Here is a 25,234-nt window from a genome sequence, read left to right on the forward strand (position 1 = left end):
TCACAGCCCCAATGAGCGGTCGTTCCCGCGCCACACGGCGGGAACGGCAATCGAGGTGGTACCGCGGCACACGTCGTCCTCGTCCCGGAGCAACGACGACGCAGGAGACCACAGGCCGATGACCTATCCGAAGGTCAGCACCGACCCCGCCAGCGACAAGGGCACCGTCCCGGGTTCCCCGAGGTTCCCCGAGATCGAGGAGCGCGTCCTGGCCTACTGGGCCGAGGACGACACCTTCCGCGCGTCGGTGGCCCAGCGAGACCCGGGTGCGGGGGGCGAGAACGAGTTCGTCTTCTACGACGGCCCGCCGTTCGCGAACGGTCTGCCGCACTACGGGCACCTGCTGACCGGCTACGTCAAGGACATCGTGCCGCGCTACCAGACGATGCGCGGCAAGCGGGTCGAGCGCCGCTTCGGCTGGGACACCCACGGCCTGCCCGCCGAGCTCGAGGCGATGCGCCTCAACGGCATCAAGACCACCGACGAGATCGTCGAGATGGGCATCGACAAGTTCAACGACGCCTGCCGCGCCTCGGTGCTGAAGTACACCGGCGAGTGGCGCGACTACGTCACCCGCCAGGCGCGCTGGGTCGACTTCGACAACGACTACCGCACGATGAACCCCGAGTTCATGGAGTCGGTGCTCTGGGCGTTCAAGGGACTCTTCGACAAGGGCCTGGTCTACGAGGGCTTCCGCGTCCTGCCCTACTGCTGGAACGACGAGACGCCGCTCTCCAACCACGAGCTGCGGATGGACGACGACGTCTACAAGATCCGCCAGGACCCGGCCGTCACCGTCGGTTTCGACATCACCACCGAGGGTCCGTTCCGGGGCGCCAAGCTGCTCATCTGGACCACCACGCCGTGGACCCTGCCGAGCAACCTCGCCGTGATGGTGGGATCCGACATCGACTACGTCGTCGTCGAGCACGAGGGCACCCGCTACGTCCTCGCCGAGGCCCGCGTCGCGTCGTACGCCCGCGAGCTCGGGGACGAGCCCACCGTGACCTGGCAGGGCAAGGGAGCCGACCTGCTCGGCCTCACCTATGCGCCGCCGTTCTCCTACTTCGCCGGCCACGAGAACGCCTTCCGGGTCGTCGCCGCCGACGACGCCGTCACGACCACCGACGGAACCGGCATGGTCCACAGTGCCGGTGCCTTCGGTGAGGTCGACAAGGAGGTCACCGACCGCGAGGGCATCGAGCCCGTGATGCCCGTCGGCAAGGACGGCCGGTTCACCCACCCCGTCGCCGAGTACGCCGGCATGCTGGTCTTCGACGCCAACCCGCACATCATCGACGACCTCAAGGCCGTCACCCAGGGTGGTGAGGGCGGTGCGGTCACCCCCGGCACGGTCCTGCTGCGACGCGAGACCTACGACCACTCCTACCCGCACTGCTGGCGTTGCCGCGAGCCCCTGATCTACAAGGGCGTGAGCAGCTGGTTCGTCGAGGTGACGGCCATCAAGGCCCGGATGGCCGAGCTCAACCAGGGCATCCGCTGGGTGCCCGAGCACATCAAGGACGGCCAGTTCGGCAAGTGGGTCGACAATGCCCGCGACTGGTCGATCACCCGCAACCGCTTCTGGGGAAGCCCGGTGCCGGTGTGGAAGTCGGACAGCGAGGAGTACCCGCGGATCGACGTCTACGGCTCCTTCGCCGAGATCGAGCGCGACTTCGGCAGGCTGCCCCGCAACGCCCAGGGTGAGCCAGACCTCCACCGTCCGTGGGTCGACGACCTGACGCGCCCCAACCCCGACGACCCGACGGGCGCCTCCACGATGCGCCGCGTCAGCGACGTGCTCGACGTGTGGTTCGACTCGGGCTCGATGAGCTTCGCCCAGGTGCACTACCCGTTCGAGAACGCCGAGTGGTTCGAGCAGCACTTCCCGGCCGACTTCATCGTCGAGTACATCGGCCAGACCCGCGGCTGGTTCTACACGCTCCACATCCTGGCCACCGCGCTCTTCGACAAGCCGGCCTTCTCGTCGTGCATCAGCCACGGCATCGTGCTCGGCTCCGACGGCAACAAGATGTCGAAGTCGCTGCGCAACTACCCCGACGTCTCCGAGGTCTTCAACCGCGACGGTGCCGACGCGATGCGCTGGTTCCTGATGGCCAGCCCGATCCTGCGCGGCGGCAACCTGGTCGTCACCGAGCAGGGCATCCGTGACGCCGTACGCCAGGTGATGATCCCGCTCTGGAACACGTGGTACTTCTTCGCGCTCTACGCCAACGCCGAGGACTACGAGGCCAGCGTCGGCCGCTCCGAGTCGCTGGGCTCCACGGACCCTCTCGACCGGTACCTCCTGGCCAAGACCCGCCAGTTCGTGGAGAAGCTGACCGTCGAGCTCGACGACTACGCCATCGCGGATGCGTGCGAGACGACGCGTTCGTTCCTCGACGTGCTCACCAACTGGTACGTCCGCCGTTCCCGCGAGCGGTTCTGGGAGGGCAAGCCGGAGGCCTTCGAGACCCTCGCAGCCGTCCTCGACGTGGTGTGCCGGGCCGTGGCCCCGCTGCTCCCGCTCACCACCGAGGAGATCTGGCGCGGACTGACCGGTGGCCGTTCGGTGCACCTGGCTGACTGGCCCGACGCGTCGGAGCTGCCGGCCGACGACCTGCTCGTCGCCGCGATGGACCAGGTCCGCGAGGTCTGCTCGGCCTCCTCGGCGCTGCGCAAGGCAGCGCGCCTGCGCAACCGGCTCCCGCTGGCCGATCTCACCGTCGTCGTGGGTGACCCGGCACAGCTCGAGCCCTTCGCCTCCATCATCGCCGACGAGCTGAACGTGAAGTCGGTGCGGCTGGTCGCCACCACGTCCGACGAGGCGGCCGGGTACGGCGTCGAGCAGAAGCTCAGCGTCAACGCCCGGGCCGCCGGTCCGCGCCTGGGCAAGGAGGTCCAGGTCGCGATCAAGGGCTCGAAGTCCGGCGACTGGTCCGTCGCCGAGGACGGCACTGTCACCGCGGGGGGACTGGCGCTCGTCGAGGGCGAGTACACGCTCGAGACCGTCGCGGGCGATGCCGCCGAGGGCGCGGCCACCGGCATGCTCCCCGCGGGCGGCTTCGTCGTGCTCGACACCGTCGTCACGCCGGACCTCGCGCAGGAGGGCCTGGCCCGCGACGTGGTCCGGGCCGTCCAGCAGCTGCGCCGTGACTCGGGCCTCGAGGTGACCGACCGGATCGAGCTGACCCTCAGCGGCAGCGCCGGCGCCCTGGAGGCGGTCCGGGCCCACGAGGCCCTGATCGCGGGGGAGACTCTGGCGACGTCGTACGACGTGGTCGAGGAGCTCGCCGGGGAGACGACCACGGTCGAGGTCGGCGACGACCAGCTCGTCCGGCTGGTCCTCGAGCGCGCCTGAGCACCCGTGAGGCATCGCCACGGCGGTGCCTCACGGGCCTCGTGGTGGTGCGCCTGATTGACTGGTCCCGTGCCGCCCGCCCTTGATCTGAGCGCCGACGTCGTGACCCTGACCCGCCAGCTGGTCGACATCGAGTCGGTCAGCCGTGACGAGCAGGTGATCGCCGACGCCGTGGAGCTGGCGCTGCGCGCGCTGCCGCACCTGTCCGTCGTACGACGCGGCCACACGGTCGTGGCACGGACCGACCTCGGCCGCCCGTCGCGGGTCGTGATCGCCGGGCACCTCGACACGGTGCCGGTCAACGCCAACATGCCCAGCCGCCTCGACGAGGCGGCCGGGATCCTGCACGGACTGGGCACCTGCGACATGAAGGGTGGCGACGCGGTCATCCTCAAGCTGGCTGCCACCCTCACCGAGCCGGTCCATGACGTCACCTACGTCCTCTACGAGGCCGAGGAGATCGCTTCGGAGTTCAACGGTCTGCGGCTGCTGGGGGAGTCCGATCCCGCGCTGCTCGAGGCCGACTTCGCGATCCTGATGGAGCCGTCCAACGCAGGCGTCGAGGCGGGCTGCCAGGGCACCTTGCGGGTCGAGGTCCGCACCCGTGGCGAGCGGGCCCACTCCGCACGCAGCTGGCGCGGGGTCAACGCGATCCACGGTGCCGGGGAGATCCTGGCGCGGCTCAACGCCTACGAGGCGCGGCGACCGGTGATCGACGGACTGGAGTACCACGAGGGACTCAACGCGGTCGGGATCAGCGGCGGGGTCGCGGGCAACGTGATCCCGGACGAGTGCGTCGTCACCGTCAACTTCCGCTTCGCCCCGGACCGCAGCGAGGCCGAGGCGCTGGCCTTCGTGGAGGACTTCTTCGCGGGCTTCGAGACGACGCTGACCGACTCGGCTCCCGGGGCGCTCCCGGGTCTGGACCGGCCGGCCGCGGCAGCGTTCATCGAGGCCGTCGGAGGTGACGTGCACCCGAAGTTCGGATGGACGGATGTCGCCAGGTTCACGGTCCTCGGCGTGCCTGCGGTCAACTACGGCCCCGGCGACCCGATGCTGGCCCACAAGCAGGACGAACACGTCGAGGTCGCCCAGGTCGAGCGGTGCGAGCAGCAGCTCACCGCCTGGCTGCATGGCCGGACCACCACCCCCCAGCACCCCCAGCACCCCCAGCAGGAGGACGACTCATGACGAGGCGCAACGGACCCGGCCCCCGACCCAGCAAGGGCAGGCCCGAGGGCTCGACCACCGACCAGCGGCTGCTGGACAACCGCGGTGACAGCAACTGGGTCCACTCCGACACCTGGCGGGTGCTCAAGATCCAGGCCGAGTTCGTCGAGGGCTTCAACGACCTCGCCGAGGTGGGCCCGGCGATCTCGGTGTTCGGTTCGGCCCGGATCCCGGACACGCACCCGGCGTACGACATCGGTGTCCGCGTCGGCAGGGCGCTCGCCGAAGCCGGCTTCGCAGTGATCACCGGCGGCGGACCCGGCGCGATGGAGGCTGCGAACAGGGGCGCCGTCGAAGCCGGTGGCGAGAGCATCGGCCTCGGCATCGAGCTGCCGTGGGAGGCCAAGCTCAACGACTACGTCGGGTTCGGTCTCAACTTCCGCTACTTCTTCGTGCGCAAGATGATGTTCGTGAAGTACTCCCAGGGCTACATCGTCCTCCCGGGCGGCCTCGGCACGCTCGACGAGCTGTTCGAGGCGATGACCCTCGCGCAGACCCTGAAGATCACCCAGTTCCCCATCGTGCTGATGGGCGTCGAGCACTGGCAGGGCCTGATCGACTGGATGCAGGGATCGATGCTCGAGGACGCACGGATCAAGCAGACCGATCTCGACATGCTCACCCTGACCGACGACGTCGACGAGGCGGTCGCGCTCATGGTGGCTGCCCGCGAACGGCACGCCTGAGGACGTCATGTCGCATCCGATGATGTGGGTCTTCGCCGTCCTGATCGTGCTGGCGATGGGTGGTGTGGCCATGCTCGCGGCGGGCCACGGCGAGCCCATGGCGCCGGCGTACGACGACCGGCCCGACGCCCTCGTGCCCGCGCACCGACCGGTCAGCCCTGCCGACCTGCGCAAGGTGCGCTTCTCGCTGACCTTCCGTGGCTACCGGATGGCCGAGGTGGACGCGCTGCTCGCGCGACTGGCCGGCCAGCTGGAGGATGCGGCGCCGCTCGCGCGTGAGGCCGAGGCCGTTCCGGGGCCGGCCGCCGAGGTGCGCCGGATCGCCGAGCAGTGGGCGGCCGGGCATCCGATCGGCAGCGACATCCTCGACTTCTCCACCGACAGCGTCGACCAGGTCGAGTCGCTCCTGGACCAGTGGTCCCTCAAGCGCGAGGGACGCAGCGCCGAGGAGAACGACGAGGTCTGGGCGGCCGGCGCCTACGTCGGCGAGATCCTGGTGCGTGCGGTGCCCGGTGCGGACTGGGGCAGGCACTCGGTCTTCGGCGATCTCCCGGTGGTGGCGATGCCCTCGGGGCGCTTCGAGAACCCCATCGGCAAGGCGATGAGCCGCTACGAGGGCGACGAGAGCGACAGCATCGCGTTCTTCCTCCAGGCGGCGCTGGCGGCCGCGGACGCGGACGCGGGCTCGCGGTAGTTTCCCGCCGTGCGCCTCCTTCTCGGGACCTTCGCTGTCCGCGCCCGCCGGGGCGCCTCGGGCGTCGCGATGACGCCCCTGCCGGGGCCCGACGACGCGCCCGGCGCGCCCTAGGTGAGGTCTGGGCTGCGCTCGTTGCGAGGCATAGGCGATAATGGTCGAGCGCACAGCCGGGTGCACAGGGCGCCCGGCAGCTCGCAGAGCTAGTGGAAGAGGGGTGCCGCATGGCGGCGATGAAGCCTCGGACCGGTGACGGTCCGCTCGAGGTCACCAAGGAGGGTCGCGCGTACGTCATGCGCGTCCCGCTCGAGGGCGGTGGCAGGCTCGTGGTCGAGCTCAAGGCCGAGGAGGCATCCGCGCTCGGCGACGCGCTCAAGACCGTGGTCGGGTGACGTCGCCCGGCACCAGTGCCCCACCGGTCCCGGTTCTGCCGGGCCAGGTCTCGCCCCCGGAGTTCGCGGTCAGCGATCTCCTGCCGGGCTCCATCAAGGGCGTCGACGTCGTCGCTCTTCCTGTCCTGCCCGGCGATGACGGCGGCCCGGTCCTGCTCGGACCGGGTGCTGCCGAGCTCGCCGACCAGCTGGGTCTCGACCTGGTCGGTGTCGCCGAGATCCACGGGTTGAGTGGTGCGACCGCCGAGGTCGCCACCGTTCCCGTCCCCGGTGGGACCGAGGACAACCCCGAGCTCCGGCTCGTGGTGCTGGTCGGCGTGGGCGGTGCCCGCGACACGGACCTGCGCCGGGCCGGCGCCGCGCTCGCACGGGCGACCCGCGACCGGGGCGCCGTGGCGACCTCGATCCCGGCCGTCCAGGACGACACGGCCTCGGCGATCGAGGCGTTCGTGGTCGGCGCGATGCTGGGCGGCTTCGTCTTCCACTGGCGCTCGGACGGACCGGAGCACCAGCCGGTGCGTCGCATCGTGCTCGCCGCTCCGACACTGACCTCGGACCGGGCCGTCATCGAGCGGGCCGTCGCGATCGGGGGCGCCGGCTGGCGCTCTCGCCTGTTGGCGACCGTGCCCTCGAACCTGAAGAACCCCGCGTGGCTGGCCGGCCAGGCCGAGGAGATCGCCCGTGCTGCCGGGCTCGACCTCGAGGTGTGGGACGAGAAGCGCCTGGCGAAGGAAGGCTTCGGTGGTCTCCTCGCGGTCGGCGCCGCGTCAGCCACACCGCCTCGTCTGATCCGCCTGGACTACACCCCGGCAGGCGTGTCCTCCCGTGCGGCGAAGAAGCTCCCGGTCGTGGTGCTCGTCGGCAAGGGCATCACCTTCGACTCCGGCGGTCTCTCGATCAAGCCGAGTGCCTCGATGGGCTCGATGAAGCGGGACATGACCGGTGGCGCCGTCGTGATGGCCACGATGGCCGCACTGGCCGACGTCGACTGCCCGGTCCGGGTGATCGGTCTGGTCGCCGCGGCCGAGAACGCCATCTCGGGCACCGCCCTGCGTCCCGGTGACGTCATCCGGCACTGGGGAGGGCGCACCACCGAGGTCGGCAACACCGACGCCGAGGGGCGCCTGGTCCTCGCCGACGCCCTCGCGTACGCCGTCAGCGAGCTCTCACCGACGCTGGTCGTCGACGTCGCCACGCTCACCGGCGCGGTCAAGGTCGCGCTGGGCCAGCAGGTGGGTGGCCTCTTCGCCAACGACGACGTCCTCGCGACCGCGCTGGCCGAGGCCGGCGATCGTGCAGGGGAGCCGTTGTGGCGTTTCCCGCTGTACGCCGGCTACGAGGACAAGCTGGCCTCGAAGGTCGCGGACGCCAGCAACGACCCCGGCGGTGCCGGCGCGATCACGGCAGCGCTGTTCCTGCAGCACTTCGTGGGCACGGTGCCGTGGGCCCACCTCGACATCGCCTCGGTGGGTGACGTCGAGAAGGAGTGGCACGAGTGGACCGTGGGTCCCTCAGGCTTCGGCGCGCGCCTCCTGCTGCACTGGCTGGGCACCCCCGAGCCCGTCGCGGGCATCGGCGACTGAGCCGACCCGGTCAGTCAGCCTCGGGGATCCATTCCTTCTTGGCCACGAGCAGTCCGTCGCCGACCGGCAGGAGCACGGGCACCAGGCCCTCGGTCTCCGCGACCCGCTGGACCAGGTCGCGCACGGCGACGGTCTCCTCGTCGCGCTGGGACGGGTCGGCGACACGGCCGTGCCACAGGGCGTTGTCGAACGCCACCACGCCGCCCGGGCGCAGCAGACGCAGCGCCTCGTCGAGGTAGGCGCCGTACTCGCGCTTGTCGCCGTCGGCGAACACCAGGTCGTAGTGGCCGTCGGTCAGCCGGGGGAGCACGTCGAGTGCTGCGCCGGCGATCGTGCGGGCCCGCTGCGGAGCGATGCCCGCCTCCTTGAAGGACTCGCGGGCCAGACGCTGGTGCTCCGCCTCGACGTCGACGGTCGTCAGGACGCCGTCGGAGCGCATTCCGCGCAGGATCCAGACGCCCGAGACACCGGTACCGGTGCCGATCTCGACCGCTGCTCGCGCCTCGATGACCGAGGCGAGGAAACGGAGCGCGGCGCCGCTGCCGGAGCCGATCGGAGTGACGCCGACCTCCTCGGCGCGAGCCCGGGCCGCAGCCAGGACGTCGTCCTCGTCGACATAGGTGTCGGCGAAGGTCCAGCTGGTCGCATTGATCGGTGTCGGAGCCACGACGCCACCCTATGCCCGGCGTCGCCGCGGACGTCGGAGGCGGGAACAGTGCGTCCCTGCCGTTCGTTGTCGGCAATGATTGAGGTTGTTCACAGGGAACACTCAGGACCGAGCCCTACCGTGAGAGGAGCCAGGAGACCTTGGCACTGATCCAGTGGAAGAAGGCCACCATGAGGGAGCCCGTCGATGCCCAGGTCCCGCCCACCGCGGGTCCCCAGGACCCGGCCGCGGCCGGGTTGTCCTGGGAGAACATCGTCGAGGATCACTCCGACCGCGTCTACCGCCTTGCGCTGCGCCTGACGGGCAACCGTCATGACGCCGAGGACCTGACCCAGGAAGTGTTCGTCCGGGTCTTCCGTTCGCTGCACACCTACACGCCGGGGACCTTCGAGGGCTGGCTGCACCGGATCACCACGAACCTCTTCCTGGACCAGGCGCGTCGCAAGCAGCGGATCCGCTTCGACGCCCTCTCCGACGAGCGCGCCGCCCGCATCGCGAGCGCCTCGCCGGCTCCCGAGACGGCCTACTCCGAGCGCACCTTCGACGACGACGTCGAGGCCGCCCTCTCCGCCCTGCCCCCGGACTTCCGGGCGGCGGTGGTCCTCTGCGACATCGAGGGACTGACCTACGAGGAGATCGCCGAGATCCTCGGCGCCAAGCTCGGCACCGTCCGTTCCCGCATCCACCGCGGCCGCGCGCTGCTGCGGACCGCCCTGGCCCACCGGGCGCCGACCGAGGGCCGGACCCAGTACGCCGGTCCTGCGCCGGTGACGGTGGCCGGGGGCGCAACGTGATCGGACACCTCGGCACGCGCGTCAGCGCCCTCCTCGACGGTCAGCTCAGCGCCCGCGACACCGAGGAGGCCTGGGAGCACGTCTACGCGTGCCATGCCTGCCGGGACCTCGTCGAGCGCGAGGGCTGGGTCAAGACCCGCCTGGCCGGCCTGTGCACGGGCGAGCGCGAGGCGCCGTCGGGGCTCAAGGGCTCGCTGATGAGCATGCCGCCCGGGGAGGCGCTCCTCGCCGGTGGCGGGCACGCCCAGCGTCGTACGACGGGCGCCGTCATGCTCGGGGGCGGTGCTGTCGGCGCTGCGCTCCTCGGGGTCGTCGCACTCGGCTTCGCGGGCAGCACGCCTGCCCCTGACCGCCGACCGCCGGTCACGCAGATCAGCACCTCCGTGCCCTCTGCCCCGGCGAGCCCCTCGACGGGGGGATCGGTTCCCGGCACGAGCCACGTCCCGGGCGCTCCCGTCCCGATCAGCCGCATGCTTCCCTGAGGCCTGAACCACTCCCGCTGGGGTGATCGGCAATGATGTGCAGGTGAACGACGAGCAGGACGCGGACCGCGAACCGACGCAACCGATCGACCAGGGGACTCCGGCCGAGCCGGTGCCGCCGGTCGAGCCGGAGCCGATCGAGCCCGATCCGTTCGTCGAGCCGGACCCCACGGCGCAGTGGGCACCGCCCGCCGCCGGGGTGCACCGCCTCCCGGCCACGCCGGTTGCGCCGGGCACGCCTGCTGTCCCGGTCGGTCAGCCGACGCCGCCCTCCGGTCCGGAGGCAACGGCGATCCTGCCGACCGACGCGCTCGCGCCCTCCCTCATGCCGCCGGTCCCTCCGGGACCGCCGCCGGCCGATCTCAGCGTGCACCGTCCCGCCCCCGGCGCCGCCGGGTCCGGCACCGTCTGGCGCTGGCCGCTCGTGGCGCTGCTCGCCCTCGTCGTCGGTCTCGGCGGCGGCTTCCTCGGCGCGCTGGGCTACGACAAGATCGCTGACGACACCGACGGCCCCGGCTTCGTCGACGGGGGGCTCGCCGACGTCGACCTCGAGGACTCCGCGCCCCTGGCCGCACCGGACTCGGTCGCTGCCGTGGCGAAGGCCGTGCTCCCGAGCACCGTCCAGATCATCGCCGAGTACGACGGCCAGGAGGCCGGCGCGACCGGCTCGGGCTGGGTGATGGACGGCAACGGCCACATCGTCACCAACAACCACGTCGTCGCCGACGCGGCCAAGGACAAGGGTCCCATCGTCGTCGTCGACAACGAGCGCAACCGCTACGACGCCACCGTGGTGGGCCGCAGCCCGGTCTACGACCTGGCGATCCTGTACGTCAAGGACTTCGAGGACCTCGTCCCCGCCAAGCTCGGCTACTCCGCGAAGCTCCAGGTGGGTGAGCCGGTCGTCGCGATCGGGTCCCCGCTCAGCCTGCCGAGCACGGTGACCTCGGGCATCGTCAGCTACCTCCACCGTCCGGTCACGACCGGCTCCTCGGCCGACGACTCGTCGTTCATCGACGCCGTGCAGACCGACGCCGCGATCAACCCCGGCAACTCCGGCGGCCCGCTGGTCAACCAGAAGGGCGAGGTGATCGGCGTCAACTCTGCGATCGCCACGGCCGGGGGCGGCTCGGTCGACAAGGAGGCCGGCAACATCGGGGTCGGCTTCGCGATCCCGGTCGAGCAGGTGCGGGTCACCGCCGACCAGATCCTGAAGACCGGCAAGTCGCAGTACCCCGTCATCGGCGCGAAGGTGAAGACCGGCGGCATCCCCACCGGCGAGGGCGCCGAGCTGGACGAGATCATCGCGAAGAGCCCTGCTCAGGAAGCCGGTCTGCGCAAGGGCGACCTGATCACCCACGTGAACGGATCGCGCGTCGTCGACGGCATCGCGCTGATCGTCGCCATCCGCACCTACCAGCCCGGACAGACGATCGAGTTCACCGTCGAACGCGGCTCTGACGAGCAGAAGATCGAGGTCACGCTGGACGGCGAGACCGAGACGGGCTGAGGACCGCCCGGTCCTCAGGCCTCGGCGTCGGAGTCCTCGAAGGGGTGCTCGACGACGTACTGCTCAGCGCGGCGGTACTGGTCGGCGATGTACTCCTCGAGGCGTGATCCCTCGACGCGCCACTGGCCCCGGCCACCGATCTTGATCGCGGCGAGCTCCCCGCGCCGGACCAGCGCGTAGACCTGGGCGCTGGAGGTGTTCAGCACCTCGGCCACGTCGGCGAGGGTCAGGAACCGGGGGGAGTCGGCCATGGGCACATCGTTGCATCCACGGCCCCGGTCGTGACCCTCCGGCCCGCGCCAGCTGTGGAGGAGCAGGTGACGGGGCGGGCCCGTGGCCTGCATGATGACCCCGTGCGAAGAGATCTCGGGATTTCTCCGGGCACGTCCGTCCCGCCGCAGGCCACGCGAGTGGCCCGGCCGGGCTGGCGTGACCCGAGGTTGTGGATCGGCGTCCTGCTGGTCGCCGGCTCCGTCGTGCTGGGCGCGCGCCTGATGGCCGCCGCTGACGACACGGTCGCGGTGTGGGCCGTCGAGTCGGAGCGTGGCAGCGGGACGCCCCTGACCGGCGACGACCTGGTCGTGGAGCGGGTGCGCTTCGCCGCCGGTGACTCGGTCGAGCGCTACTTCGCCGCCGACGAGCCCGTGCCCGACGGGTTGGTGCTGACCCGCGGTGTGGGGGCCGGTGAGCTGCTGGCGCGATCGGCGGTCGGGGAGGCCACGGAGGACCCCATGCTCCAGGTCCCGCTGGCCGTCGACCCGCAACGGGTGCCGCCCGACGTGGGGACCGGCTCGGTGGTCGACGTCTGGGTGGCGGACGGTGCCGGCGCCGCGGATCGTGAGCCGGGGGCCGCCGACGAGGCGCCGGACGGCCCGGCGCTGAGCCGGGTGACCGTCGTGGCCGCGCCCGCCTTCGACGACACCTTCGCGGTCTCCGGGACCCGGCAGATCGTCGTGGCCGTGGCCGAGGAGGGTGCTGCCGACTTCGAACGACTCCTCGGGTCCCTGCACGATCCGGTCATCCGGATCCTGAAGCGCTCGTGAGCGCCGTGCACGTCGTCCTCCTGGTCTCGACGGGCGCTGCCTGGGAGGCGACGGCGCTGGCCGTGCTCCGGTCGCACCCATCGACCGTGGTGCTCAAGCGTTGCGTCGACGTGGCCGACCTGATCGCGGCGGCGAGCACCGGTCAGGCCGACGTGGCGGTCCTGGGCGTCGAGCTCGCCGGCCTCGACCACGACGTCGTCGAGGAGCTCGGGCGGTACGCCGTGCGGGTGATCGGCGTGGCTGCCGACCCGGGCGCCGCCCAACCCCGCGCACAGCAGACCGGCGTCCGCACCGTGCTGGACGCGGCCCGGATCGAGGAGCTCGCAGAGGTGGTGGCGGCGTTGCCGGCCGGGACGACCGTCCCGGCTCCGCTGGAGGTCGCCCACGTGCCGCTGGGAGCTTCTGCGGGGCAGCCGGGGCGGGTGATCGCGGTCTGGGGCCCCGGGGGAGCGCCCGGCCGGACGACAGTGGCCTCGGGGCTCGCCGGTGAGCTGGCCCGACGGGGCCTGGACGCACTCCTGGTCGACGCCGACCCGCACGGCGGGGCGGTGGCCCAGCAGCTCGGGATCCTCGACGAGGTGTCCGGACTGCTGGCCGGCGCCCGACTCGTCGCTGCCGGCAGCCACGACGAGCGCTTCTCGACGATCCAGCGACGGCTCTCGGACCGCTTGCGCGTCATCACCGGGCTGCCGCGGCCCGACCGGTGGACCGAGGTCCGCCCGGGTGTGCTCGCGGCGTTGGCCGATCGCGGGCGCCGCGACTCCCAGGTGGTGCTCGACACCGGCTTCAGCATCGAGCCGGACCCGGCCACCGACCTGGGCCGACCGGGCCGCAACGACCTCACCCGCGAGGCGCTGGAGTCCTCCGACGAGCTGGTCCTCGTCGGGTCCGCCGACCCGGTCGGACTCGCCCGGCTCGCCCGGGCCGTCACCGAGGCCCACGACCTCGCCCCGGATCTCGTCCCGTGGATCGTGGTCAACCGGATGCGCCCGACCCTGGGCTGGCGGGAGGCCGACGTGGTCGCGATGCTCGCGGGGTTCGGGCCCAGCCGCGGCGTGTTCTTCCTGCCCGACGACCAACCGGCCGTCGACCGGGCCCTGGTCAGCGGTCGCCTGCTGGTGGAGTCGGGGGACGGCGCGCTGACGCGGGCGATCGGCGTCCTGCTCGACGCGATGGCCGGGTCTACGCGCTGAACAACAGCATCAGGCCGCCCGCGGTGAAGGACACCATCACGACCAGCAGGGGCAGCTGGCCGGTGATCTGGTCCCGCTTGGGCAGCAGCATCAGGGCGCGGTCGTGGGCGGCGACAGCGGCGACGACATGGCCGATCACGACCGCGAGCACCTTGATCGAGGCGAGCACCGACGGGTGGTAGGAGAACCAGTACGACGGCTCGACGGCAGCCGTGCCGAACAGGTCCCACCCCTTGCCCAGAGGGTCGCTCGCCCGGGCCAGGGTCTGGGTGCCGACGTCGATGAAGAGCGTCAGGTAGTGGGCGAGGATGTAGCCGAGGATGATCGGCACGATCGAGTGGGCGAAGCGGCGCGGCAGCTCCTTGCGCGGCACCTCCCCGGCCGACGGCGTCAGCGCACTCCCCGCGGCGAACAGGAGGCCGGCGATGAGCACGAAGGCCAGCAGGGCTCCGTTGTCGAGCCAGACCTTGCTGATGCTCGCGTCCTGGTAGGTCTTCACCCAGAAGGTCGACTCCCGGAACGAGTCGAAGGCGGTGCTGCCGAACAGCACGGCGACCACGGCGACCATGCCCGGCCGCGGCTCGATCGTCGCGAGGTTCGCGAGCGGGCTGCGCAGCACGAGTGCGCCCTCGTCGTTGCGCGCCCACGGCGACAGCTTCGCGATCAGCGACGAGTAGACCTCGAACGGGTCGGCGCGTTCATAGAAGCGGTTGCCGAACACGGCGCCACCCACGAGCATCACGCCGAGGTAGGCCGCGCACCAGAACCGGACCGAGCCGAGCTCGGTCGGGTAGGCGTAGGCGAGCTCGAGCCACACGAAGGCGTAGAGCCCCAGTGCCGCGGGCCAGTGGCCCAGGCGCTCGGGGTAGGCCACCAGGCCGACGTCGGGATCGCTGCCGGCGAGCCTGGCGATCGCGGCGTTCAGCGTGCGGACCGGGCTGATCGCGCGCCACACCGGGCCGAGCAGGGCGGAGGCGAAGACGAGTCCCACCCACCACCAGACGTAGAAGATCCCGAAGAAGGGGTTCGTGAGCGTGTCCTGGCCGGCCACGGCACACAGGATGGTGAAGCCCGCGAGCAGGACGCCGACGGTGCGCAGCACGACCGGGAACCATGCCGAGCGGGTCAGGCCGTCCAGCAGCGCGGGCGCCAGCCGCTCGCGGCGCGGGCCGTCGTCGTACCTCGGACGCTGCCAGGCCAGAACCAGGACGGTGAAGGAGATGACCAGCGCCGCCACGGCGCCGGAGACGGCGAGTCCGAGCGAGATGGGCAGGTCGGCCTGGCCGCCGATGCCGTGCGCCTCGACGGTGCCGTTCACGCCGGGGATCACCGGACTTCGAGCTGGACGATGACCTGGTCGAGCTCGTGGGACTCCACGGCCACCACCCCGGGTCGGTCGATCGCGATCGGGATCGTCGTGGTTCCCGCGTCGTAGGGGAGCTCCTGCTCCGGGTCCGAGTGGATGTGCAGGGTGCCTGCGACGTCCGCCGTCACGACCAGGTCCACCGGCTGCCCGGCGCCCACGTCGACCCGATCGCCGCTCGGGTCGACCTCGCCGTCCTTGATCGCGATGTCGATCACGACGGGCTCGTCCGTGCTCGTCCTGTCGTCCCCGCCGCCGCAGGCCGTGGTGGCCAGCAGGGCGAAGCTGATGAGTACGGCGCCGGCTGCGCGTCGCATGGATCCTCCTCGGTCGCGGAGCGCGGTTCGTGGACCTTGCAGGCCCTGCTCCTGGTTGTCTGCCAGAATCTCACGGTGACCCCAAGGCGTCCGGATGGGGCCGGACGTCGATCCGCCGGAGGGGTCCGCGCACAGGCTGGAGATCGACGTGGTGGATCGGGTTCATCCGCGTGACTTGGCGTTCCTCGAGGAGGAGACGCCGGAGACTCCGCTGCACAACGCCACCATCGAGATCTTCGAGCCCGGTGACGGCGACAACGCCTTCGACCACGCCCGCCTGGTCGCACTGATCCGCGACCGGATCGCGTTCGTTCCCCGCTACCGCCAGCGCATCCAGGGCGTGCCCGGTCACCTCGCGAACCCGGTGTGGGTCGACGACGAGAAGTTCGACCTCGGCTTCCACGTCCGGCGCTCGGCCCTGCCCCGCCCCGGCACGCCCGCCCAGCTCCTCGAGCTGGTCTCGCGGATCGTGTCCCGCCCCCTGGACCGCACCCGCCCACTGTGGGAGACCTACTTCGTCGAGGGTCTCGAGGGAGGCCGCGTGGCCGTCCTGACCAAGACCCATCAGGCGCTCGTCGACGGCGTCCACACCGTCGATCTCGGCCAGCTCCTCCTCGACCTGCACCCCGAGGCCCGCGAGCTCGACCCCGACGACTGGACGCCGCGCCGTGCGCCGAACCCGGGCCGCCTGCTCAGCACAGCGGTCCGCGACAACCTCACCGACCCGTCCTCCCTGCTCGACACGGTCCGGACCGGCTCGCGCGCGCTCGCCCGCACCGCCGACCGGCGCAGCACCCGCGCGAGGTCGTTCGTCACCGCCGCCACCGGACGCCGAACCAAGTCCCGGGGCGTGATCAACGGCCCCCTCTCGCAGCAGCGTCGCATCGTCACCGTCGAGACCCGGCTCTCCGACTACCGCAAGGTGCGCGAGGCCCACGGGGGCACCGTCAACGACGTGATCCTGGCGACCGTGACCGGTGCCCTGCGAGCCTGGCTGATGGCCCGCTCCGAGTCGATGGGCGGGCTGCGACAGGTTCGTGCCGTCGTCCCCGTGTCGGTGATCGACGAGGAGCTCGAGGCCACGTCACTGGGCAGCCAGATCGCGGCCCACTTCGTCGACCTCCCGATCGGCGAGCCGAGCCCGGTGGTGCGACTCCACCAGGTGTCGTACTCCTTCCAGGCGCACAAGGACACCGGCCGCAGCGTCGCGGCCAACCGCCTCGCGGGGGTGGCCGGCTTCGCCCCGACGACCTTCCACGCCATCGGCTCGAGGGTCGCCTCGACCGAGCTCCGCCGTGGTTACCAGCTCTCGGTGACCAACGTGCCCGGTCCACAGGCGCCGTTGTACGCCGCGGGCGCCCGCATGCTCGCCAGCTATCCCGTGCCGCCGCTCACGGCCGGCCACCCGCTCGCGATCAGCGTCACGTCGTACGACGGAGGGGTCTACTACGGACTCACCGCCGACCGCGACTGGATCCCGGACGCCGACCTGCTGGGCGTGTGCCTCGGTGAGGCGCTGGACGAGCTGCTCGAGCTGTCCTCCGCGACCCGTCAGCGGGCACCGCGTGGGCGCCGCGCCACCAAGCCGAGGTCCGGGGGCAAGGGCGGCGCCTGAACGGACCTGCGGAAATGCGACGATGACACCGTGATTCCGCAGCACCTCGGCGCCCTGCACCCCGTGGAGCAGATCGCCACGATCGTCCTGGCCTTCGGCCCGTTCGTGGTGCTCGGCATCGTGATCGCGATTCGTCGACGCGCCGAGGTCGCCGACGAGCGTCGACTCGCCGAGCACCAGGCGGAACACGACTCCTCGGGAGACGCGCCCTAGTCAGGTGTGGGTGATGCCGTCCGGGTGGGCCTCACCCCTGGCGTGCGAGCCAGGCCTTGCCGGTGCGCTCCTCGGCCCGCATGGCACTGCCCAGCAGCTTGGCGAGCAGCTCCTCGATCTTGCCGGAGACCAGCGGGATCTTGACGCTGACGTCGAGAGTGACGGTCTCGGTCGTGATCCCGTCCTTCTCGACGAGGACCGCGGTGCCCTTCATCTCGCCGGGCTTGCCGGGGATGGTGACGTGGATGTCTCCCTGGGAGGCGCTCCGCCAGGTCTCGGTCTGCACGATCGTGGTCGAGCTCCCGACGATCTTCTTGGCGAAGGACGGCACCCGGTCGGTGGGCTGGTCCATCTCGACGCGGACCTCCAGGTCGCCCACGGCGCCCGTGATCTCCACGGCGTGGCGGGTCGCACGCTGGTTGCGGCAGACCTCCTCCCGGAACTCCGGGGCGGCCAGCATCGCTGCCACCTCGTCCAGCGGGGCCTCGTAGACCATCTCGTGCACAAGTCGCGTTGCCATCTCAGCGCTCTCCCTTCAGCCAGGCGATGCCCGTGGAGTGCTCCACGGACAGGCCGTTGTCGATGTTGTCAGCCATGACCTTCTCCAGCTTGCCGCCGACGAGCGGCACCTTCACGGTCACGTCGAGCTCCTGGACGTACGTCGTGCCCGCCCCGGCGGCCTGCAGGCGGATCGTGCCGACGGCCCTGGTGGGCTTGCCCGGGGCCGTGATCTCGATCGTCCCGGACCGCGGCCCGGCCCAGTCCTCGCGCACGATCGCCTGGGTGCTGTCGCCGGCGATCTTCTTGGCGATCGCCGGGAGGCCCGCCGTGTTCTGGAGCTGGTCGCTCACGAGGGCGAAGCCCTCACCCCGCGGGGTGATCGTCACCTCGATCGACACGACCTGCTGGGCGGCCCCGACCTTCTCCCGGAAGGCAGGATCGGCCAGCATCGCGAACACCTCGTCGGGCCCCGCCTCGTAGGCGAGCTCACGTCGGAACTTCATGGGCGACATCATGGCGCACCCGTCCCGATGTCCGAGGTTGACCGGCGGGTAACCGGCTGATGTTGTCCAGGTCACCCGGACGGGCCTACGTTGAGGGCGTGTCAATGACGACATTGCCGCCCTCGGTGCCTGGGGCTGACCGCGACCGCATCTTCGAGCAGGCCGCGGCTGCGGCCCGACCCGCGAAGGGATCCGGTGGTCCGCCACGTGAGGCGCTCCCCGCGATGCTCCCTGCCTACTACCGCCACGTCGCGACCGAGGAGCTCGAGGCCCGCAGCGACGTCGACCTCTACGGCGCCTTCGCCTCGCACCACCACCTCGCGCTGGACCGCGCTCCGGGGACGGCCAAGGTCCGCGTCTTCACCCCCACGGTCGCCGAGCACGGCTGGTCGGCGGCGGGTCACTCCGTCGTCGAGGTGGTCGTCGACGACATGCCGTTCCTCGTCGACTCGCTGACGATGGAGCTGGGGCGCCTGGTCCACGACGTGCGCACCGTCATCCACCCGACCTTCGAGGTCCGCCGTGACGACCGGGGCCGCCTGCAGTCCGTGGAGCCGGCCGCACCGGGTTCGGTGACCGACACCGACGGTGTGGTGCGCGAGTCGTGGATGCACATCGAGATCGGTCGCCTGGGCGGCGAGGGCGACGACGACCCCGACCGCGTCGCCGCCGAGTGCCGCCGGGTCTTGGCCGACGTGCGGGCCGCGGTGGAGGACTGGCCGCAGATGCAGGTCCAGGTCGCCGACGTGGTCGCCGGCCTCGAGTCCGACCCGCCGCCCCTCGACGCCGAGGAGGTACGCCGCGCCGGCGCCCTCCTGGAATGGCTCGCCGACGAGCACTTCACCTTCCTGGGCTACCGCGAGTACGTCCTCGAGAAGCACGCGCTGCCCGACTCCGACGCCGAGGAGGACGTGCTGCGTCCGGTCGCCGGCAGCGGCCTGGGCATCCTGCGTGAGCGTGCCGAGGAGGGCACGACCTCGATCGCCTTCAGCCGACTGCCCGACGCGGTCAAGGCCAAGGCACGTGAGAAGACCCTCCTGGTCCTCGCCAAGGCCAACTCCCGTTCGACCGTCCACCGTCCGGCCTATCTCGACTACGTCAGCGTGAAGACGTTCGGCGAGGACGGAGAGGTCGTCGGGGAGCGGCGCTTCCTCGGTCTGCTGTCGAGCGCCGCCTACACCGAGTCGCTGCTGCAGATCCCGTTGCTGCGCGAGAAGGTCGCCGAGGTGCTGCGCCGCGGTGGCCACGACGCCCGCAGCCACGACGGGGCGGCGCTGCTCGACACGCTCGAGACGTATCCACGCGACGAGCTCTTCCACACGCCTGTCGACGAGCTGGCACCGATCGTGGAGGCAGCGATGCAGGCGCGCGAGCGCCGGGCGGTCCGCCTGTTCATGCGCCGCGACACCTACGCCCGTTACCTCTCGGTCCTGCTCTACCTGCCCCGGGACCGCTACAACACGGGGGTCCGGCAGAAGTTCGTGCGGATCCTCGCCGAGCAGATCGGCAAGGGGAGCATCTCTCCCGACGACGTCGAGTTCAACGTCAGCATCAACGAGTCCACCACCGCCCGGGTGCACTTCGTCGTGCACATGCCCAAGGGCCAGCTCATCCCGGACGACGTCGACACCGCCGACCTCGAGCGCCGTCTCATCGAGGCGTCGCGCTCCTGGCAGGAGGACTTCCTCCAGGCCGTCATCGCGGAGTACGGCGAGGAGGTCGGCGCCCTGCTCGGTCGCCGCTACGTCGAGGCCTTCCCCGAGGCGTACAAGGAGGACTTCAGCGCCCGGACGGCCGCCGTGGACCTCGGCCGGATCGAGGGGATCACCGGCGACAGCGGCATCGACCAGTCCCTGTACGCCGACCTGGACGCCGCTGACGGCGAGGCCCGGCTGAAGGTGTTCCGGGTGGGTGAGCCGCTCTCCCTGAGCGGCGTGCTCCCGATGCTGTCCTCGATGGGGGTGGAGGTCGTCGACGAGCGCCCGTACTCCCTCGCCGGCCTGGACCGTCGTACGCACGTCTACGACTTCGGGTTGCGCTACGACGGTGCGCTGCCCGACCACGCGCGCGAGCTGTTCGCCGATGCGTTGCGCGCCATGTGGGACGGCTACACCGAGACCGACGGGTTCAACCGGCTGGTGCTGCGCGCGCAGCTCACCTGGCGGCAGTCGATGGTGCTGCGTGCCTACGCGAAGTACATGCGCCAGGGCAACAGCCCGTTCGCGCTCGACTCGATCGAGCAGGCCCTGGTCGACAACGTCGGCCTGGCCCGCCTGGTCGTGCTGCTCTTCGAGACCCGTTTCGACCCGGGTGCCGACGCCGGCCGCGCAGAGCGCGAGGAGGGGCTGGTCGCGAAGATCCGCAGTGCCCTCGACGACGTCGTCAGCCTCGACCACGACCGGATCCTCAGGTCCTACCTGACCCACGTGCTGGCGACGCTGCGCACCAACTACTTCCAGGACGAGGACGGCGCGGCGAAGAGGTACCTCTCGCTCAAGCTCGAGCCCTCCGCGATCCCGGACCTTCCCGAGCCCCGGCCGCGCTTCGAGATCTTCGTCTACTCGCCGCGCGTCGAGGGGGTGCACCTGCGCTTCGGTGCGGTGGCCCGCGGCGGCCTGCGCTGGTCGGACCGGCGCGACGACTTCCGCACCGAGGTCCTCGGACTGGTCAAGGCGCAGATGGTGAAGAACACCGTGATCGTCCCGGTCGGGGCGAAGGGCGGTTTCTACGCCAAGCAGCTCCCGGACTCCTCGGACCGTGAGGCGTGGCTCGCCGAGGGGGTGGGCTGCTACCGCACCTTCATCCGCGGACTCCTCGACGTCACCGACAACCTGGTGGCGGGGGAGACGGTGCCGCCGCGACTAGTGGTCCGTCACGACGCCGACGACTCCTACCTCGTCGTCGCTGCCGACAAGGGCACCGCGACCTTCTCCGACATCGCCAACGGTGTCGCCGCCGACTACGGCTTCTGGCTCGGCGACGCGTTCGCCAGCGGTGGCTCGGTCGGCTACGACCACAAGGCGATGGGGATCACCGCCAGGGGCGCCTGGGTGTCGGTACGCCGCCACTTCCGCGAGATGGGTATCGACTGCCAGAACGAGGACATCTCCGTCGTCGGCGTGGGCGACATGTCCGGCGACGTGTTCGGCAACGGCATGCTCTGCTCGGAGCACATCCGGCTGGTGGCCGCGTTCGACCACCGCGACATCTTCATCGACCCCGAGCCGGACTCCGCGACGTCGTACGCCGAGCGCCGCCGGCTCTTCGACCTCCCGCGTTCCAGCTGGCAGGACTACGACACGTCGCTGATCTCCGAGGGCGGCGGGGTGTTCGCCCGCAGTGCGAAGTCGATCCCGATCAACCACCACATCCGCGCCTCGCTGGGCATCGCGGGCCACGTCGAGCGGATGACGCCCGCAGAGCTCATGAAGGCGATCCTGCTCGCACCCGTCGACCTGCTCTGGAACGGCGGCATCGGCACCTACGTCAAGGCCTCGACCGAGACCCACGCCGATGCCGGCGACAAGGCCAACGACGCCATCCGCGTCGACGGCGGCCAGCTCCGGGTGCGGTGCGTGGGGGAAGGGGGCAACCTCGGCTGCACCCAGCGCGGACGCATCGAGTACGCCATCGACGGTGGCCGGATCAACACCGACTTCATCGACAACTCCGCCGGGGTGGACACCTCTGACCACGAGGTGAACCTGAAGGTGCTGCTGGACCGGGTCGTGCTCGACGGTGACCTGACCGGCAAGCAGCGCAACGAGCTGCTCGCCTCGATGACCGACGAGGTCGCCGAGCTGGTGCTGCGCGACAACTACGAGCAGAACCTCGCGCTCGCCAATGCCGCGAAGAACGCACCGTCGCTGCTGCACGTCCACGAGCAGTGGATGCACCATCTCGAGACCAAGGGTCTGCTCGACCGCGAGATCGAGGCGTTGCCGCCCACCCGCGAGGTCAAGCGGCGCCTGGAGGCAGGCGGGGCACTGACCCAGCCGGAGCTCGCCGTGTTGATGGCCTACACGAAGATCGTGCTGGCCGACGAGCTGCTCGCCTCCGACCTCCCCGAGGACGGCTACCTGGTCCAGGACCTGGAGTCCTACTTCCCGGTGCCGGTGCAGACCGGCTTCCAGGCCCAGATCGGTGCTCACCCGCTGCGCCGCCAGATCATCGTGACGCAGGTGGTCAACGACCTGGTCAACGGAGCAGGGATGACCTACTGGCCGCGGCTGGTGGCCGAGACCGGGGCGAGCGCTGCCGAGCTCACCCGGGCCAACTTCGTGGCCCGCGAGATCTTCGCCTCGCTCGACCTGCGCCGCGAGCTCGAGGAGTACGACAACGTCCTCGACGCGGCCGTGCAGACCCGGATGCGGGTCGAGATGCGCACCCTGGTCGAGCGTGCGTCACGCTGGCTGGTCACCAACCGGCGTCCGCCCCTGGACAGCCAGGGCAACGTCGAGCTCTTCGCCACCTCGGTGCAGGAGACGATGCTCGAGCTGCCGACGCTGCTGACCGGAGCGGAGCTGGCCTCCTACGAAGCCCGTCGCAAGGCGCTCGAGTCGCAGGAGGTGCCCGCGGAGCTCGCGGCACGCGTGGCGTCGTACGACGTCGCGTACTCGCTGCTGGGGGTCGTCGAGATCGCCGAGCGCGAGGAGCTGGAGCCGGCCGAGGTCGCCCGGGTGCACTTCGCCCTGGGGGAGCGCCTCCTGGTCTCCTCGCTGCAGCAGCGCATCGTCGACCTGCCGCGTGCCGACCAGTGGCAGACCATGGCGCGGGCCGCGCTGCGCGACGACCTGCACGCCGTGCACGTCCAGCTGACCGGCCAGGTCCTCGCGACGACCGCGGAACTGGCGGCCGAGCCGGACGAGGACGCCCGGGAGCTGGCCGCGCGACGGGTCGCGGTGTGGGAGGCCGCGGCGGGTGGCGTGGTCGAGCAGGCGGTGGGTGCGCTCACCGCGGTGTGCACCGACGAGCCCACCGACATCGCCAAGGTCTCGGTCGGCCTTCGCGTGGTGCGTGGGCTCCTCGCCTGAGCCACGACGGTCCACCAAGGGTTCACCAACAGGGGTTAGGGTCGACCTCGATGCCTGCCATTGAGTTGTCGAACCTGACCAAGCGGTACGCCGAGCTGACGGCCGTCGACGGAGTCTCCCTCGAGATCGGGGAGGGGGAGTTCGTCGGTGTGCTGGGGCCCAACGGGGCTGGCAAGACGACCCTGCTCGAGATGATCGAGGGCCTGCGCCGTCCTGACGGAGGTGAGGTGCGGGTCTTCGGCGAGTCGGTGTGGCCGCGCAACTCGGGCCTGCAGTCGCGCATCGGCGTCCAGCTCCAGGCCTCGTCGTTCTTCGAGCGGCTCACCGCTCGCGAGCAGATCCGCACCTTCGCGAGCCTGTACTCCGTCGGCACCGGTCCCGCCGACGAGTGGCTCGAGCGGGTCGGGCTCTCGGACAAGGCCGACACCCGGGTCGAGGACCTCTCCGGCGGTCAGGCCCAGCGGCTCTCGATCGCCTGCGCGCTGGTGCACGACCCGGAGCTGGTGTTCCTCGACGAGCCCACGGCGGCACTCGATCCGCAGGCACGGCGCAACCTGTGGGACCTGTTGTCCTCCATCAACGACAGCGGCCGCACCGTGGTGCTCACGACCCACTACATGGACGAGGCCGAGATCCTGTGCGACCGGGTCGCCGTGATGGACCGCGGTCGGATCCTGCAGTACGACACCCCCGCGGCTCTGGTGCGCGGACTCGATGCACCCGCCCGGATCACGGTCGCTCCCGGAGTGATCACCGTCGAGCAGGCCGCCGCCGTGCCGGGGGTGATCGAGACCGAGGAACGCGTCGAGGGCGTCGTCCTGGTGACCAGGGATCCCGGCGGGGTCATCACCGCTCTCGCGGCGGGGGAACAGCTCGACGGGGTCTCGGTGAAGACCGGCACGCTCGAGGACGTCTTCCTGGCCCTCACCGGACGGGAGTACCGCGCATGACCCGCCCCGTGAGCAGCTCACCGTTCCGGGCACTGTCCGTGGCGATCCTGCGGGGATTCCTCAGGGACAAGGCCTCGGTCTTCTTCGCCGTGATCTTCCCCTTGATGTTCCTGGTCCTGTTCGGCGGACTCTTCGCCGACCAGGACCAGTCCAAGGTGGACCTGGTCCAGGTCGGCTCCGTCCCGTTCGTCCAGGACCTCCCGGATGCGCAGCGCTCGGCCTTCGAGGACACCTTCGAGGTGACGACGACCGATGATCTGGCAACAGCGTTGGAGGACGTCCGCAAGGGCGACGCCGACGTGGCGCTGGAGCAGCGCGGCGACACGCTGGTGGCGCACTACACGCAGACGGAGCAGGTCAAGGCGGCCATCACGCAGGGCACGCTGCGCGCCTTCGTGGACGGGTCCAACGTCGCCCTGAGCGGCGAGCCGCCGAAGTTCGCGCTGGAGACGGAGCGGGTCGAGGACGACTCGTTGACCACCATCCAGTTCGTCACGCCCGGCCTCCTCGGCTGGGCCGTCGCCATGAGCGCCGCCTTCGGCGCCGCGGCGACCATCCAGGGATGGCGCCAGTCCAAGCTGCTGCGGCGCCTGCAGCTCGCGCCGGTCGGCACCCCGACCGTCGTCGGCGCACGGATCGCCGTCACCCTCGCCATCTCGCTCGTGCAGTTCACGATCTTCGTCGGACTGGCCGCCGTCGCGTTCGACCTGCAGCTCACCGGGTCCTGGTGGATGGCCCTGCCGCTCGTCGTGATGGGCACCCTCAGCTTCATGGCCATGGGGCTGCTCGCCGGGGCGGTGACGAAGACCGTGGAGGGTGCGGTCAACCTGGCGAACTTCCTGGTCCTGCCGATGGCTTTCCTCAGCGGGTCCTTCTTCCCGCTGGACGGCTCGCCGGCCTGGCTGCAACGGGTGTCCGACCTGTTGCCGCTCAAGCACCTCAACGAGGGCATGCTCGACGTGATGGTCCGGGGGCAGGGCCCCGGGTCCGCCGTCGTACCCCTGCTGATCCTCGGCGGCTTCGCGGTGGTCGTCACGCTGCTCGCCGCACGCCTGTTCCGCTGGGAGACGACCTGACCTGATGGGTGGACACGCCCTAGGCTGC

Annotated in this window: 22 protein-coding genes; 16 read left to right on the forward strand and 6 right to left on the reverse strand. The window is 70.9% G+C overall.

Features of this window, described 5'->3' with window-relative positions; translation table 11 throughout:
* Positions 1-118 precede the first annotated feature (118 nt).
* The 6 genes from ileS (at position 119) to ASE01_RS17455 (ending at position 7,946) form a co-directional block, all read left to right on the forward strand.
* Positions 119-3,361 (forward strand): isoleucine--tRNA ligase, encoded by a 3,243-nt coding sequence (gene ileS / locus ASE01_RS17435; RefSeq protein ID WP_056755164.1) that lies wholly within the window; start codon positions 119-121, stop codon positions 3,359-3,361.
* 69 nt (positions 3,362-3,430) lie between these two features.
* Positions 3,431-4,552: a succinyl-diaminopimelate desuccinylase gene (gene dapE / locus ASE01_RS17440; protein ID WP_056755168.1), complete on the forward strand. Its 1,122-nt coding sequence runs from the start codon at positions 3,431-3,433 to the stop codon at positions 4,550-4,552.
* Positions 4,549-5,277, forward strand: a complete 729-nt coding sequence (locus tag ASE01_RS17445) for a TIGR00730 family Rossman fold protein (protein ID WP_056755171.1) — start codon at positions 4,549-4,551, stop codon at positions 5,275-5,277. The genes dapE and ASE01_RS17445 overlap by 4 nt, the downstream gene beginning before the upstream one ends.
* A gap of 7 nt (positions 5,278-5,284) precedes the next feature.
* A complete protein-coding gene (locus ASE01_RS17450; RefSeq protein WP_056755174.1) occupies positions 5,285-5,971 on the forward strand; it encodes a DUF6278 family protein in 687 nt (228 codons plus the stop codon).
* Positions 5,972-6,195: 224 nt separating this feature from the next.
* Positions 6,196-6,363, forward strand: a complete 168-nt coding sequence (locus ASE01_RS24065; protein ID WP_082606179.1) for a DUF3117 domain-containing protein — start codon at positions 6,196-6,198, stop codon at positions 6,361-6,363.
* Positions 6,360-7,946 (forward strand): leucyl aminopeptidase family protein, encoded by a 1,587-nt coding sequence (locus ASE01_RS17455; protein ID WP_056755177.1) that lies wholly within the window; start codon positions 6,360-6,362, stop codon positions 7,944-7,946. Before ASE01_RS24065 ends, ASE01_RS17455 begins: the two co-directional genes overlap by 4 nt.
* Before the next feature lie 10 nt (positions 7,947-7,956).
* Here the strand turns inward: ASE01_RS17455 and ASE01_RS17460 are convergent, their stop codons facing one another.
* Positions 7,957-8,613, reverse strand: coding sequence for an O-methyltransferase (locus ASE01_RS17460; RefSeq protein WP_056755180.1), 657 nt, complete (start codon positions 8,611-8,613; stop codon positions 7,957-7,959).
* A 170-nt stretch (positions 8,614-8,783) separates the two neighbouring features.
* Here ASE01_RS17460 and sigE point away from each other — a divergent pair, with 170 nt between their 5' ends.
* Genes sigE through ASE01_RS17475 form a run of 3 tightly spaced genes read left to right on the forward strand, consistent with a single transcriptional unit; the run spans position 8,784 to position 11,399 of the window.
* Positions 8,784-9,407 (forward strand): RNA polymerase sigma factor SigE, encoded by a 624-nt coding sequence (sigE, locus tag ASE01_RS17465; protein ID WP_056755728.1) that lies wholly within the window; start codon positions 8,784-8,786, stop codon positions 9,405-9,407.
* Complete coding sequence (locus tag ASE01_RS17470; protein WP_056755183.1) at positions 9,404-9,889, forward strand: anti-sigma factor family protein; 486 nt, start codon at positions 9,404-9,406, stop codon at positions 9,887-9,889. The genes sigE and ASE01_RS17470 overlap by 4 nt, the downstream gene beginning before the upstream one ends.
* A gap of 43 nt (positions 9,890-9,932) precedes the next feature.
* On the forward strand, positions 9,933-11,399 hold the full coding sequence (locus ASE01_RS17475) for a S1C family serine protease (RefSeq protein ID WP_056755186.1): 1,467 nt from the start codon (positions 9,933-9,935) through the stop codon (positions 11,397-11,399).
* Between the two features lie 14 nt (positions 11,400-11,413).
* On the opposite strand, the gene ASE01_RS17480 is transcribed toward ASE01_RS17475, so the two are convergent.
* Entirely contained in the window at positions 11,414-11,650 is a 237-nt protein-coding gene (locus tag ASE01_RS17480) for a helix-turn-helix domain-containing protein (RefSeq protein WP_056755189.1), read from the reverse strand.
* A gap of 102 nt (positions 11,651-11,752) precedes the next feature.
* Here ASE01_RS17480 and ASE01_RS17485 point away from each other — a divergent pair, with 102 nt between their 5' ends.
* On the forward strand, positions 11,753-12,442 hold the full coding sequence (locus tag ASE01_RS17485; RefSeq protein WP_157537471.1) for a hypothetical protein: 690 nt from the start codon (positions 11,753-11,755) through the stop codon (positions 12,440-12,442).
* On the forward strand, positions 12,439-13,635 hold the full coding sequence (locus ASE01_RS17490; protein WP_056755192.1) for an AAA family ATPase: 1,197 nt from the start codon (positions 12,439-12,441) through the stop codon (positions 13,633-13,635). The genes ASE01_RS17485 and ASE01_RS17490 overlap by 4 nt, the downstream gene beginning before the upstream one ends.
* On the opposite strand, the gene ASE01_RS17495 is transcribed toward ASE01_RS17490, so the two are convergent.
* Positions 13,625-14,953, reverse strand: a complete 1,329-nt coding sequence (locus ASE01_RS17495) for a hypothetical protein (protein WP_056755731.1) — start codon at positions 14,951-14,953, stop codon at positions 13,625-13,627. The genes ASE01_RS17490 and ASE01_RS17495 overlap by 11 nt on opposite strands.
* An 8-nt stretch (positions 14,954-14,961) precedes the next feature.
* Positions 14,962-15,315, reverse strand: coding sequence for a hypothetical protein (locus ASE01_RS17500; protein WP_056755195.1), 354 nt, complete (start codon positions 15,313-15,315; stop codon positions 14,962-14,964).
* 175 nt (positions 15,316-15,490) lie between these two features.
* Between ASE01_RS17500 and ASE01_RS17505 the strand changes: the two genes are divergently transcribed.
* Together ASE01_RS17505 and ASE01_RS17510 are read left to right on the forward strand one after the other, a co-directional pair.
* A complete protein-coding gene (locus ASE01_RS17505; protein ID WP_235536081.1) occupies positions 15,491-16,930 on the forward strand; it encodes a WS/DGAT/MGAT family O-acyltransferase in 1,440 nt (479 codons plus the stop codon).
* A 30-nt stretch (positions 16,931-16,960) separates the two neighbouring features.
* Positions 16,961-17,143, forward strand: coding sequence for a hypothetical protein (locus tag ASE01_RS17510; protein ID WP_056755198.1), 183 nt, complete (start codon positions 16,961-16,963; stop codon positions 17,141-17,143).
* A 31-nt stretch (positions 17,144-17,174) separates the two neighbouring features.
* Here ASE01_RS17510 and ASE01_RS17515 read toward each other — a convergent pair whose 3' ends face one another.
* Complete coding sequence (locus tag ASE01_RS17515) at positions 17,175-17,663, reverse strand: DUF2505 domain-containing protein (protein WP_082606180.1); 489 nt, start codon at positions 17,661-17,663, stop codon at positions 17,175-17,177.
* A gap of 1 nt (position 17,664) precedes the next feature.
* Positions 17,665-18,147 (reverse strand): DUF2505 domain-containing protein, encoded by a 483-nt coding sequence (locus ASE01_RS17520; protein ID WP_056755203.1) that lies wholly within the window; start codon positions 18,145-18,147, stop codon positions 17,665-17,667.
* A gap of 125 nt (positions 18,148-18,272) precedes the next feature.
* Between ASE01_RS17520 and ASE01_RS17525 the strand changes: the two genes are divergently transcribed.
* The 3 genes from ASE01_RS17525 to ASE01_RS17535 are packed head-to-tail and all read left to right on the forward strand — an operon-like array spanning position 18,273 to position 25,206.
* Positions 18,273-23,180, forward strand: coding sequence for an NAD-glutamate dehydrogenase (locus ASE01_RS17525; protein ID WP_235536083.1), 4,908 nt, complete (start codon positions 18,273-18,275; stop codon positions 23,178-23,180).
* Positions 23,181-23,230: 50 nt separating this feature from the next.
* Positions 23,231-24,130, forward strand: coding sequence for an ABC transporter ATP-binding protein (locus tag ASE01_RS17530; protein ID WP_056755210.1), 900 nt, complete (start codon positions 23,231-23,233; stop codon positions 24,128-24,130).
* 8 nt (positions 24,131-24,138) lie between these two features.
* On the forward strand, positions 24,139-25,206 hold the full coding sequence (locus ASE01_RS17535; protein ID WP_200958893.1) for an ABC transporter permease: 1,068 nt from the start codon (positions 24,139-24,141) through the stop codon (positions 25,204-25,206).
* The last annotated feature ends 28 nt before the right edge of the window (positions 25,207-25,234 follow it).

The organism is Nocardioides sp. Root190, from assembly GCF_001428565.1.
In the GTDB taxonomy this organism is placed as follows: domain Bacteria; phylum Actinomycetota; class Actinomycetes; order Propionibacteriales; family Nocardioidaceae; genus Nocardioides.

Excerpts from the sequence above, each read along its gene's own strand:
- ileS (WP_056755164.1), top strand. The coding sequence starts at position 119 with ATGACCTATCCGAAGGTCAGCACCGACCCCGCCAGCGACAAGGGCACC.
- ASE01_RS17445 (WP_056755171.1), top strand. The coding sequence starts at position 4,549 with ATGACGAGGCGCAACGGACCCGGCCCCCGACCCAGCAAGGGCAGGCCC.
- ASE01_RS17450 (WP_056755174.1), top strand. The coding sequence starts at position 5,285 with ATGTCGCATCCGATGATGTGGGTCTTCGCCGTCCTGATCGTGCTGGCG.
- ASE01_RS24065 (WP_082606179.1), top strand. The coding sequence starts at position 6,196 with ATGGCGGCGATGAAGCCTCGGACCGGTGACGGTCCGCTCGAGGTCACC.
- sigE (WP_056755728.1), top strand. The coding sequence starts at position 8,784 with ATGAGGGAGCCCGTCGATGCCCAGGTCCCGCCCACCGCGGGTCCCCAG.
- ASE01_RS17480 (WP_056755189.1), bottom strand. The coding sequence starts at position 11,650 with ATGGCCGACTCCCCCCGGTTCCTGACCCTCGCCGACGTGGCCGAGGTG.
- ASE01_RS17500 (WP_056755195.1), bottom strand. The coding sequence starts at position 15,315 with ATGCGACGCGCAGCCGGCGCCGTACTCATCAGCTTCGCCCTGCTGGCC.
- ASE01_RS17515 (WP_082606180.1), bottom strand. The coding sequence starts at position 17,663 with ATGGCAACGCGACTTGTGCACGAGATGGTCTACGAGGCCCCGCTGGAC.
- ASE01_RS17520 (WP_056755203.1), bottom strand. The coding sequence starts at position 18,147 with ATGAAGTTCCGACGTGAGCTCGCCTACGAGGCGGGGCCCGACGAGGTG.
- ASE01_RS17530 (WP_056755210.1), top strand. The coding sequence starts at position 23,231 with ATGCCTGCCATTGAGTTGTCGAACCTGACCAAGCGGTACGCCGAGCTG.